A 12,032-nucleotide genomic window follows, 5' to 3' on the forward strand; every position below is an offset into this window, starting at 1 on the left:
TCGGTCCGATGGCATCAAGCATTCGCGTGCGCGCAACATCCAACGGCGACATCACTGAGGTGCAGGCGCTGATCCAGCACCCCATGGATACCGGCCTGGTCAAGGATCCCAAGGGGGAGCTGATCCCCGCGCACTACATCCAGCAGCTGAAATTCGAATGTAACGGCAAGGACGTCTTCGTCGCCGATTGGGGCACTGCGGTCTCCAAGGACCCCTATGTGAAGTTCAGCTTCAAGGGCGCCAAGAAGGGCGACGACCTCAAGATCTCCTGGACCGACAACAAGGGTGCGTCGGATACGACCACCGCGAAGATCGCGTGATGAAGACCCGGTCTGCATTGCTGCTTGGCTCGCTCAGCGCCGCACTCGTTGCGTTCGCCCTCACCTCTCCGCGCGTCGTCGCGGCCGACAAGGTCGATCCCGTTGCCGACGCCAAGGCGTTCCAGAACTTCTTCTTCCAGAAGTTTCCCGACGTAAAGCACGAGGACTTCGTCAACGGTCCGTATTCCATGAACGCGGACATGAAGCGGCAGTGGCAGGAGAAGGAAGAATTCCCGCCTTACGAGTTCGCGCTCGACGCCGGCAAGGAGATGTTCGCCACCCCGTTCAAGAACGGCAAGACCTATGCCGATTGCTTCCCCAATGGGGGCGTCGGCATCCGCCAGAACTATCCCTACTTCGACGAGAAGGAAGGCAAGGTCGTCACGCTGGAGCTCGCGCTCAACCGCTGCCGCGAGGCCAATGGCGAGGCGCCCTACTCCTACGTCAAGGACGAGATGGCCTCGCTCACCGCCTACATGGCCTTCACCTCGCGCGGCAAGCCGATGGACATCAAGATTCCCGACGATCCCCGTGCGCTCGCGGCATTCGAGAACGGCAAGCGCTACTTCTATACGCGGCGCGGCCAGATGAATTTCTCCTGCGCCAGCTGCCATGTGCAGAGCCCGGGCGAGCGCATCCGCGCCGAGGTCCTGGCGCCGGCGCTCGGCATTTTGAACGCGATGCCGATCTACCGCTCCGAATGGAGCGGCATGGGCACCACCAGCCGCCGCTTCGTCACCTGCAACAGCCAGACCCGCGCGGTTCCGCTGGAGCCGCAATCGGACGAATATCGCGACGTCGAATATTTCCTGTCCTATGTCGCCAACGGCCTGCCGATATCAGGACCGGGAGCGCGGCCATGAAGCGGTCACTTCCCCTCGCCATGCTGCTGGCGTTCGGCCTCGCGACCGCGGCGCGCGCGGCAAATGAAGCGGACTACAAGGCGGCCTATGCCACCGCGGAAGCCGCATCGAAGGAGGCTGCCGGCTTGCGCAACCAGTGGACCGTGACCGTCTCGACCCTGGCCGCGGCCAAGAAAGCGGCGGATGGCGGCGATTTCGACCGCGCCACCGCCGCGGCCAGGGAGGCCGAGGCGCTGGCAAAGGCGTCGATCTTCCAGGCGGCGTCCGAAAAAGAAGCCTGGAAGGCGATGGAAATCCGCTAGACTGGCCTGAACTGAAACAGTCTTGCGACATTGAGGGCGCGGAGAATTTTGGTATGGCGATCCGCCGCCGCGATTTCCTGAAGAGCGCAGGCCTTGCCGCTGCATCGCTCAGTCTGCCGCGGCTTGCGCGGGGCACTGAGTCCGCGAGCATTTACGACCTTGAGCGCTTCGGCAACGCGCGCATCCTGCACATCACCGACACGCATGCGCAGCTCAACCCGGTTTATTTCCGCGAGCCCAGCATCAATATCGGCGTCGGCGAGATGGCCGGGCGGCCACCGCATCTGGTCGGCCGCGCCTTTCTCGATCGTTTCGGCATCCGTCCCGACAGCGCCGATGCCTATGCCTTCACCTGCGTCGAGTTCGAGAAGTCGGCAGGCCGCTTCGGCAAGCTCGGCGGCTTTGCCCATCTGAAGACGCTGGTCGATCGCTTGCGTGGCGATGTCGGCGAGAAGCGTTCGCTGCTGGTCGACGGCGGCGATCTCTGGCAGGGCACCGGGCTTGCCAACGTCATGCAGGGCCGCGACATGGTCGAGGTCGCCAATCTGCTCGGCATCGAAGCGATGACCGGGCATTGGGAATTCACCTATGGCGAGCAGACGCTGCGCGACAATCTCGAGCGCTTCAAGGGCGAGTTCCTGGCGCAGAACGTGTTCCTGACCGAGGAAGCCGCGTTCAACGACGCTCCCGCCTTCGACAAGGCCACGGGACGCGTGTTCAAGCCTTCGATGATCAAGGAGATCGGCGGTCACCGGGTCGCGATCGTCGGCCAGGCCTTCCCCTACGTGCCGATCGCGCACCCCAAGCGGTTCACGCCGGACTGGACCTTCGGCATCCGCGAGGAGGAGTTGCAGAAGCATGTCGATGCCTTGCGCGGCACCGACAAGGTCGACGCCGTCATCCTGCTGTCGCACAACGGCATGGATGTCGACCTCAAGCTCGCAAGCCGCGTCACGGGCATCGACGTCATTCTCGGCGGCCATACCCATGACGCCGTACCGCAGCCGATTGCCGTGAAGAACGCCGGCGGGACCACGCTCGTCACCAATGCCGGCTCCAACGGAAAATTCCTGGCCGTGCTCGATCTTGCGATCGACAAGGGCAAGGTCAGCGACATTCATTATCATCTGCTTCCTGTTTATTCCGAGCTGCTGAAGCCCGACCCCGGAATGGCCGAGCTGATCGGCCGGCTGCGCGCGCCGCACGTGACCGACTGGTCGGCAAAGATCGCAACGCCTGACCGCCTGCTCTATCGGCGCGGCAATTTCTCCGGGCCCGTCGACGAGCTGATCTGCACGGCGCTGCGCACCGAGCTCGATGCCGAGATCGCGCTGTCGCCGGGGTTCCGCTGGGGCGTCACCGCGCTGTCGGGCCAGGCGCTGACCATGGAGGATCTGCTCACGGAGACGGCGATCACCTATCCCGAGACCTATGTGCAGGAGATGACAGGCGCCCAGATCAAGGACGTGCTGGAAGACGTCTGCGACAATCTCTTCAACGCCGATCCCTATTATCAGCAGGGCGGCGACATGGTGCGTGCCGGCGGGCTCAGCTACACCTGCACGCCGACCGCCGCGATCGGCGGCCGCATCTCGGAAGTGAAGCTCCATGGCGGCAAAGCGCTCAGCGCCAGCCACCGCTACAAGGTCGCAGGCTGGGCTTCGGTCAACGGCCAGCAAGGCGCGCCGGTGTGGGACGTCGTCGGCAAATATCTGCGCTCGGGCCGGATGTTCCAGGAGCGGCTCGGCTCCGGCGTGACGCTGAAGGGCGTCGAGGACAATCCGGGCATTGCGGGACAAGGATGATGCGGGCGCAAATGTTTCGCGCGATGCTACTGACGCTGCTGGTCCAGGCCGCGATCCTGCCAGCCTTGGCGCAGCAGGTGCAGCTTCAGGACAAGCCGTTCGCCGAGCACAAGATCGTGCTGCAGCTTTCCGACGGTGATGCGAAGAAGCAGGCGCTGGTGCTCAGCGTCGCCAATAATCTCCTGAAGGCCTACGACCCCGACAAGATCGCGATCGAGGTCGTCGCGTTCGGTCCCGGCGTCGATCTCCTGCTGTCCGGCAGCGAGCGCCGCAAGCAGGTCGAAAGCCTGATCGCGCAAGGCGTGCGCTTCGACATCTGCCTCAACACGGTGGATACGATCGAGCGCGAGACCGGCAAGCGGCCGGAGTTCATCCAGGCGGCGACGCCGGTGCAGGTGGGCGTCGGGCAGATCCTCTTCCTGGCGGAGAATGGCTACACGCTGGTGCGGCCGTAGGGGGGGCGTCCCGCCGAACACTCCCCTGTCGTCCCTGTCTAGGGCGTGTACCCAATCCGCCCGGCGGACGACGTCCGCATGACCGTCGGAAACAGACAAAGGAGGCGCGCTTGGTCATGTCGGCCAAGGACCAGATCCGGACTCATGCTGCGAATTTCAAGAAGGTGTGGCGGACCCGGCGAGGTATCCACGCTTGCCTCACACGGCATAACGCCGGTAGAGCACAACGATTACAGCGAGTACCGTCCCGGCATAAATGATCCGCGCTGCGTGATCCAAAACAATAGCGGCGCGCTTTCGGCCGGCGTCTCGAAGTTTTTCATGTTTGTAGCCCGCCAATATCGTCATCAGGCATAGTATGAAGAAAATGTAGAACATCTCTTCGACGACCACCGTGTATCCGACATCGCCGACCTGGCTGGCGACCGTCACGAGCAGCACCGCGCTCGCCAGGATCGAGGTCACTGGAATCGTCACGCGTTCACGAAACATGGTTTCGGGAAAGAACAGGGTCGCGAACACGACGAGCACGAGCAGAAACAGCGGCAATAGGTTCTTCAGCATGTAGATGGCGGAGCTGCGGCGCAGCATGATGGTCGCATCGAAGCCTGCGAATTCCGTCATTGCCTCGGCACCAAACGAGGACGCCTTTCCGAGCGTCGATCCGCTGGACTGAGATTCGACGAAATAGTTCAGTCCGAGAAATCGCCAGAGCTGAAGTCCGGAATAGGCCCCATCCTCGGCCCGCGAGCTTCCGTCGCCGGCGAGGCGCAAGCCGAACCGATCGATGACATAGGTGATGAGTTCCCGCCGCTGCTCCGTGTTCTGGAAACGTAGACGCAATTCCTGCGTGTCGAACGGATAATCATGGAGATCGAAACGGGCTTTGAAATCGCCGTTGATTCGATAGAGCCGATAGCTCAGGCCGTCTTCCTGTCCAATCTGAATCGGCCGAGCCGGATCGAACGCCCCGCGATCCAACAGGGCCGGGAATTCGACGTGCGTCTGCGCCTCATCGTCTCCGGCGAACCGCATCCAGAGATAGAAGTCGACGTTGAACGAATTTTGCTTCACGTCGACCCGGCTGACGCGAATGATGTCGATGCCGGTATAAACGACGCGCTGAATCCAGTAGTGTCGGTCGCCGAACGTGACGACATGGCCCTTCTCTCGTTCCGCGGCGAGATCGATTCCTTTGGGCTGATCGATGCGCACGAGTTGCAGCGGCGCAGTGACGAACAAACCGTAACGGAAGAAACCCAGTCGAATCGGGCGCGGAATGTCGCGGTTCGCGTTGAAATAGAGCCGCCCAGTCAGCCCGACGACCGCCGATTTCGGATCGTTGATCGCGGCGAGCGCGACGCGCACACGGTCGCGATCTGCGACCTTGCTGTCGGATCGTTTCTGAATTCCCTGCCCCATAAACCGGGGATGTACGGCAGCTCGTTTTAGCGCATCGATCATCAGGCGCGCAGCGTCATACGAGCCGCCGGCAACCCAGCTTGGCAAGGTTCCCGCTTTCGCTTTGTAGTCGGCGGCAAAGACCTGCGCTGCCACGCCGGCACTGTCGAACATCAGCGAGGAAGCAGCATACAGATTCTCGCTGAAGAAACCCGGCTGCGCTTTTTCCTCGGGCTCATTGGCGAAATTCTGCAAATAGCTTTCGCGGGCTGCGGCTTGGGATGCAATGATCATTCCCTTGATACCGCGGCGGCGGAGCGCCTTGACGATGTCTGCGCTAAAATCGGTTGCCGCGCCGACGACAATAACACCGGGCCCGGGCTCCTGCGCGGCAGCGTCCAGCGCCTCATCCGTCGATCCGATCTCACCGGCTGCGACGTCCAGTCCGAACACACGCAACTGCTCCGCCGGATAGGCCGTCGCAAATCCATGCTCAAAACTCTTGCCGTAGGAATCGCGCGTGTGAACGAGACGGACTTTTGGCTCCCTCATCACGGCGCGCAGATGTTCCGCGATCGAGCGCGCCTGTACGGAGACCGGCGACAGCGCACGAAAATAATATTCACTGTTGTTTGTCAGATCGTCGGCAGCCGAGCTTCCCGTGAGTGCCGGTATCCGCGCATCCTTGTATATCGGCGCCGCCGCGAGCGACGCGGAGCTAAGATAATGTCCGAGCACAGCGACGCACGGGCTGTCGGCAATCGCCTGCGCATTCGCGCGCGCCACAGCTGGATTGCTTGCGTCGTCGAACAGAACGAGCTCAATCAGCCGTCCGTTGACACCCCCCTTGGCGTTCACCTCGTCGATTGCAAGCTGCGTAGCGACCAGGCTTTCCGCCCCGATCGGGGCGGACGGGCCAGAGAGCGAATTGGCGAACGCGATGCGAATAGGCTCTGGGCGCGTCCAGAGGATGGCGGCCCAGGCGACAGCAAGCACCAGGACCACGCCTGCAACAACGGCAAGCCACACTATCGGCCGCTGCTTCATCGTCGATCCTCGCATCGGTCGGCATAAGCCGAGATTCGTCAGATCGAAGCCTCAATCAGGCCGAGATTGCCGCCGCTAACAGCGTTTTTCAAGCCCGCCCCATCGCCACCGGCCGTCCGCTCACGTCCGGTCCACCCTGATAAGCCGACGAGAAGCGGCTTGGCCCCGGTGTCACGCTGAAGGGCGTCGAGGACAATCCAGGCATTGCGGGACAGGGATGATTCGGGGTCCGATCTTTTGCGCGCTGATGCTGGCGCTGCTGGTCCGGGTCGCGATCCCAACGGCCTCAGCGCAGCAGGTACCGCTGCAGGACAAGCCGTTCGCCGAGCACAAGATCGTGCTGCAACTCTCCGACGGCGACGCCAGGAAGCAGGCGCTGGTGCTCAGCGTCGCCAATAATCTCCTGAAGGCGTACGACCCCGACAAGATCGCGATCGAAGTGGTGGCGTTCGGCCCGGCATCGATCTCCTGTTGTCCAGCAGCGAGCGTCGCAAGCAGGTCGAAAGCCTGATCGCGCAAGGCGTGCGCTTCGACATCTGCCTCAACACGGTGGATACGATCGAGCGCGAGACCGGCAAGCGGCCGGAGTTCATCCAGGCCGCGACCCCGGTGCAGGTGGGCGTCGGGCAGATCCTGTTCCTGGCGGAGAATGGATATACGGTGGTGAGGCCCCTGAGGGGGCGCTGCGCTCCCGCGTCGCACTCAGCTCTCGTCCCTGCGAACGCAGGGACCCATACCGCGTGATCTCTCGATCGCGGCGGCAGGCGCACCGAACGGCTGGTCTTCGCCAAACTCCACCCTAGGGTTATGGGTCCCTGCATTCGCAGGGACGACACTGAACTTGTGGGACGGCCATCGCGTCCAATCGGAGATTCGATCTTGCAAAGCAAAATCTTCCAAAACTTGCGATCCGCCCAGTGAATTACTTCTCTTTCCGGCCCGAAACGTAGTAGAATCCTCGAAGCCAGTTCCACCGCCGGACTTTCCCGCCATGATCTTCCGCCAGCTCTTCGACAGCGTTTCAGGCACTTATAGCTACGTCCTCGCCAGCCGCCCCGGCGGCGAGGCGCTGATCCTCGATCCCGTGCTTGAGAAAGTCGACCGCTACTGCCAATTGCTGCGCGAGCTCGACCTCAAGCTGGTCAAGGCGGTCGACACTCATCTGCATGCCGACCACGTCACCGGCCTCGGCGAGCTGCGCGACCGCACCCATTGCATGACCGTGATGGGCGACCAGACCAAGGCCGACATGGTGGCGATGCGGGTCGCCGACGGCGACAAGGTGACGATCGAGGGCCTGTCGCTCGACGTGATGTACACGCCCGGCCACACCGACGATTCCTATTCCTATTTGATGGGCGATCGCGTCTTCACCGGCGATACGCTGCTGATCCGCGGCACCGGCCGCACCGATTTCCAGAACGGCTCATCGCGCGCGCAATACGAATCGATCTTCAACCGCCTGCTCAAGCTGCCGGACGAGACGATGGTATTCCCGGCGCACGACTACAAGGGCGACACCGTCTCCACCATCGGCGAGGAGAAGCGCTACAACCCGCGGCTCCAGGTGCGCTCGGTCGACGAATATATCGAGCTGATGGCCAATCTGAAGCTGCCCAATCCGAAGATGATGGACGTGGCGGTGCCCGCCAACATGCATGTCGGCCTGCATCAGGAGGAGCTGGAGAAGGAAGGCCGCGCGCTCAGCGCGGTCGAGGCGATCCGCATTCTCGGCCGGCCCGACATGCTGCTGGTCGATCTGCGCGAGACCAACGAGCGGATGAAGCACGGCATGCTCGAAGGCGCGCTGCATACGCCCTATCCGTCCGTCGAGGAGAGCCTCAAGCCCGGCGGCATGCTGCGCGAGGTCGCCGCCGCCACCGGCCGCCGCATCGTGTTCTTCTGCGCCTTCGGCGAGCGCTCGGCGATGGCGGTGGCCGCCGCCAAGGCGGCCGGCCTTTCCAACACCGCCCATATCGCCGGCGGCGTGGATGCCTGGAAGAAGGCGGGCGGGCCGCTGGTGCACTGACGGCCCGCTTGCGATAGGTCAGAAACTACACATATGTTCCGTATAGGATCGGATGCAGCATCACCATCCGGGAACAGCCATGGCCAAGATCGGCAAGCCAAGCGAGCCGCCCAAAATCGCTGACAAAAAGCGGGCGGAAGACAAGGTGAAGATACCGCCGCCTCCTCTCGATGACGACGACTACGAGGACGGCGACATCGCGACGCCCAAACGCGACCGCTACGGTCCGGATGACGACCCGTTGTGAGGGCGGCCCCAAACTCCGCTGTCGTCCCTGCCTAGTGCGCAATTGCGCACGGGGCGCAGGGACCCGTAGCCACAAGGAGGAGTTTTGCGGAGATCGTCGTTCGGCACTTCAACCGATCACAATCGAGACATCACGCGGTATGGGGGTCCCTGCTTTCGCAGGGACGACGGCGTGGAGGCACCTCAACGCGCTCTTCTACCACCCGCACTACCTGCCATGCGCCTGCGTTCATGGACAAATAACCGCTCTCCCCGATAGTTTGCGCGCCTTCCAGGGAGTGAAACCGGAATTGCAATGGTCGACGTTCTCGCCGCACCGCAGCAAGGCAAGGCGGACAGCGCGCTACGCACGCTGACCGGAATCTCGATCGCGCATTGGGTCAGCCATTTCCATCTGCTGGTCCTGCCGATGCTGTTCCCTTTCCTCAAGGCGCAGCTCGGCGTCGGCTATATCGAGCTCGGCTTCGCGCTCACCGTGTTCGCGGTGGTGTCCGGACTGACGCAGGCGCCGACCGGCTATCTCGTCGACCATTTTGGCGCGCGGCGAATCCTGCTGGCCGGCCTCACGCTCGGCGGCTTCGCGCTGATCCTGCTTGGTCTGCACCTCAGCTACGCCTCACTGATCGCCTGCGCCGTGCTGCTGGGCCTCGCCAACAGCGTCTACCACCCCGCCGACTACGCGATCCTGGCCGAGCACATGGACGAGGCACGGATGGGCCGCGCCTTCTCGATCCACACCTTTGCCGGGTTTCTCGGCGGCGCGGTGGCGCCCGCGATCGTGGCTGCACTCGTCACCCTGTCCGGCGGCGTCGGCGCGCTGATCGCCTCGGGTGCGATCGGCATTGCGGTGGCGATGCTGCTGCTCGTCATGAACATTCCCGACGCCGGCGCCAGCAAGAAGAAACCGGGCACGGAGAACGCACCGAAGCAGGCTGTCATCACGCCGGCGCTGATCGTGCTGACGGCGCTGTTCATGCTGCTCAGCCTCTCGGTCGCCGGTATCAACAATTTCGGCGTTGTCGCGCTGATGAGCGGCTATGGCACGTCCTATTCGGCCGCCAACGTCATGCTGACGGCATTCCTTGGCGCCAGCGCCGCCGGCGTGCTGGCCGGCGGTTTTCTCGCCGACCACACCGAACGCCACGGCTATGTCGCCGCGGCCTGCTTTGCCGTGAACGCGGCAATCGTGCTGCTGATCGCGCTCGTGACGCTGCCGGGTTGGGCGCTGACTGCCGCGATGACGCTCGCAGGCTTCCTCTCCGGCGTGATCGCCCCCTCGCGCGACATGCTGGTGCGCAACGCAGCACCTCCCGGCGCCGCGGGGCGCGCCTTCGGCATCGTCTCCACCGGCTTCAATCTCGGCGGCATTATCAGCCCGCTACTGTTCGGCTGGATCATGGATCAGAGCGCACCGCACTGGGTGTTCGGCGCGTCGGTGATCTTCATGGTCGCGACGGTGGCGCTGTCGCCGTTCACGGAGCGGAAGCGGGCCAAGGCAAATTGAGTCGCCGGTATCGCCACAAATTGAGCTGTCGTCCCCGCGAACGCGGGGACCCATAACCACAGGGAGAATTTGCGGCAGGAGGTGGTCACTCCGAGTCGTCGCAAAACATCTCCCCGTGGTTATGGGGCCCGGATCTGCGCGCGCTTAGGGCGCGCTTGTCCGGGACGACGACAAGAAACAAGAAACAAAACGGGAAGAAACACATGAACAATCCTGATCTGGTGATCCGCGGCGGCACCGTCGCGGACGGTCGCGGCGGCGAGCTGTTCGAGGCTGATGTCGCCATCACCGGCGGGAAGGTCAGCGAGGTCGGCAAGGTCTCTGGCAAAGGTGCCGAGGAAATCGACGCACGCGGAAAGCTGGTGACGCCGGGTTTCGTCGACGTGCACACCCATTACGACGGCCAGGTCACCTGGAGCCAGGACATCACGCCGTCCTCGCAGAACGGCGTCACCACCGCGATCATGGGCAATTGCGGCGTCGGCTTCGCGCCGTGCAAGCCCGCCGACCACACCCGCCTGATCCAGCTGATGGAAGGCGTCGAGGACATTCCCGAGCCTGTCCTGAGCGCCGGCATTCCCTGGGCGTGGGAGAGCTTTCCGGACTACATGAACTGGCTCTCCAAGCGCGATTTCGACATCGATGTCGGCGCGCAGCTGCCGCATGCGGCGCTACGGGTCTATGTCATGGGCGAGCGCGGCGCACGCCGCGATCCCTCGACCGCCGAAGACAATGCCGCAATGGCCAAGCTCGCGGGCGAAGCGGTGCGTTCCGGCGCGCTCGGCTTCTCGACCTCGCGCACACTCAACCACCGCACCTCGACCGGCGACTTCACGCCGACCTTGAAGGCCGGCGAGGACGAGCTCACCGCGATCGCCGGGGCGATGCACAGCCAGGGCCGTAGCGTGCTGCAATTCGTGCTCGATCTCTCCACCATCCACGAAGATTTGCCGATGATGCTGCGGGTGGCCGATGCCACAAAGTGCCCGATCTCGTTCTCGATCACGCAGAACGACAGATCGCCAAACCGCTGGCGCCAGACGCTGGACGAGATCAATGCGGCGGCGAAGCGCGGTCTCTCCATCACCGCCCAGATCGCGGCGCGCCCGGTCGGCCTGCTGCTCGGGCTCGAGCTGTCGCGCAATCCGTTCCAGACCCATCCGAGCTACAGGGCGATCGCGCATCTTCCCTTGAAGGAGCGGCTGGCACGGCTGCATCAGAGCGATGTGCGCAAGGCAATCCTGAGCGAGACGGCAACCGCCACCGACGATCCACTGTTCTTCCGGCCCAACTACGACAAGATGTTTCTGCTCGGCGATCCCCCCGATTACGAGCAGCCGCCGGAGAACGCACTGGGGCCGCAGGCGCGCAAGCAGGGCCGTCAGCCGGAAGAGCTCGCCTATGATGCGATGCTGTCGGACGAGGGCCGCGGCATGCTCTACGTGCCGTTCCTCAACTATGCCGACGGCAATCTCGACGCGACCCGCGAGATGCTGATCGACCCGCAATCGGTGCCGGGCCTGTCCGACGGCGGCGCGCATTGCGGCATCATCTGCGATGCGAGCTTCCCGACCTATCTGCTGACGCACTGGACGCGCGACCGCACGCGCGGCGAGAAACTGTCGATCCCGTTCGTGGTCGCGGCGCAGTCGCGCAAGACCGCACTCTCGGTCGGCCTCACCGATCGCGGCCTGATTGCGCCCGGCTACAAGGCCGACGTCAACGTGATCGACTATGACCGCCTGCATCTGCATCCGCCGAAGGTGCACTACGATCTGCCGGTCGGCGGGCGGCGGCTGTTGCAGGACGTCGACGGCTATGAGGCGACGATCGTCTCAGGCGTGGTGACGCGGCGACACGGCGAGGCCACGGGCAGGCGGCCGGGGAAGTTGATTCGTGGGGCGCAGGGGCTCGCGAGCTAGCGGCGTTGTTGCTTACCCTCCCCTGGAAGGTCCGGGACGAGCGTAGCTCGCCCGTAGGTCGGCTCACATGGAGCGCAGCGAAATGTGAGACGGGTGGGGTGACAGTCTCTTCCCAACCAACGGTGCCCGAGCGGAGAG

The 12,032-nt window shown here is 63.6% G+C and carries 10 protein-coding genes and 1 pseudogene; 10 read left to right on the forward strand and 1 reads right to left on the reverse strand.

The genetic code is table 11. The annotated features are described in order from the left end of the window. Window positions 1-8 precede the first annotated feature (8 nt). Genes soxZ through GGD61_RS16435 form a run of 5 tightly spaced genes read left to right on the forward strand, consistent with a single transcriptional unit; the run spans window position 9 to window position 3,745 of the window. Window positions 9-320, forward strand: a complete 312-nt coding sequence (gene soxZ / locus GGD61_RS16415) for a thiosulfate oxidation carrier complex protein SoxZ (RefSeq protein WP_018316825.1) — start codon at window positions 9-11, stop codon at window positions 318-320. Next, window positions 320-1,183 carry a sulfur oxidation c-type cytochrome SoxA gene (gene soxA / locus GGD61_RS16420; protein WP_177236858.1) on the forward strand — a complete coding sequence of 288 codons (864 nt, stop codon included), beginning with the start codon at window positions 320-322 and terminating at the stop codon, window positions 1,181-1,183. The genes soxZ and soxA overlap by 1 nt, the downstream gene beginning before the upstream one ends. Further along, window positions 1,180-1,485, forward strand: coding sequence for a hypothetical protein (locus GGD61_RS16425; protein WP_018316823.1), 306 nt, complete (start codon window positions 1,180-1,182; stop codon window positions 1,483-1,485). The genes soxA and GGD61_RS16425 overlap by 4 nt, the downstream gene beginning before the upstream one ends. Window positions 1,486-1,538: 53 nt before the next feature. After that, window positions 1,539-3,290: a thiosulfohydrolase SoxB gene (soxB, locus tag GGD61_RS16430; protein WP_092251642.1), complete on the forward strand. Its 1,752-nt coding sequence runs from the start codon at window positions 1,539-1,541 to the stop codon at window positions 3,288-3,290. Then, entirely contained in the window at window positions 3,287-3,745 is a 459-nt protein-coding gene (locus GGD61_RS16435; protein ID WP_092251641.1) for a hypothetical protein, read from the forward strand. Before soxB ends, GGD61_RS16435 begins: the two co-directional genes overlap by 4 nt. Before the next feature lie 198 nt (window positions 3,746-3,943). Here the strand turns inward: GGD61_RS16435 and GGD61_RS16440 are convergent, their stop codons facing one another. Further along, on the reverse strand, window positions 3,944-6,193 hold the full coding sequence (locus GGD61_RS16440) for an ABC transporter substrate-binding protein (RefSeq protein WP_177236857.1): 2,250 nt from the start codon (window positions 6,191-6,193) through the stop codon (window positions 3,944-3,946). A 217-nt stretch (window positions 6,194-6,410) separates the two neighbouring features. Between GGD61_RS16440 and GGD61_RS16445 the strand changes: the two are divergent. The 5 genes and pseudogenes from GGD61_RS16445 to GGD61_RS16465 form a co-directional block, all read left to right on the forward strand. Further along, window positions 6,411-6,865: pseudogene (locus tag GGD61_RS16445) on the forward strand (hypothetical protein); the annotation flags it as partial. 319 nt (window positions 6,866-7,184) lie between these two features. Then, window positions 7,185-8,222, forward strand: coding sequence for an MBL fold metallo-hydrolase (locus GGD61_RS16450; RefSeq protein ID WP_183230916.1), 1,038 nt, complete (start codon window positions 7,185-7,187; stop codon window positions 8,220-8,222). Between the two features lie 79 nt (window positions 8,223-8,301). Beyond that, complete coding sequence (locus tag GGD61_RS16455; protein WP_018316817.1) at window positions 8,302-8,469, forward strand: hypothetical protein; 168 nt, start codon at window positions 8,302-8,304, stop codon at window positions 8,467-8,469. 294 nt (window positions 8,470-8,763) lie between these two features. Then, window positions 8,764-9,972, forward strand: a complete 1,209-nt coding sequence (locus tag GGD61_RS16460; protein ID WP_092251639.1) for an MFS transporter — start codon at window positions 8,764-8,766, stop codon at window positions 9,970-9,972. Between the two features lie 203 nt (window positions 9,973-10,175). Further along, the gene (locus tag GGD61_RS16465; RefSeq protein ID WP_092251638.1) at window positions 10,176-11,894 is read left to right on the forward strand and encodes an amidohydrolase family protein; all 1,719 of its coding nucleotides are present in this window, start codon (window positions 10,176-10,178) and stop codon (window positions 11,892-11,894) included. The last annotated feature ends 138 nt before the right edge of the window (window positions 11,895-12,032 follow it).

The organism is Bradyrhizobium sp. SBR1B (assembly GCF_014198205.1).
Classification (GTDB): Bacteria; Pseudomonadota; Alphaproteobacteria; order Rhizobiales; family Xanthobacteraceae; genus Bradyrhizobium.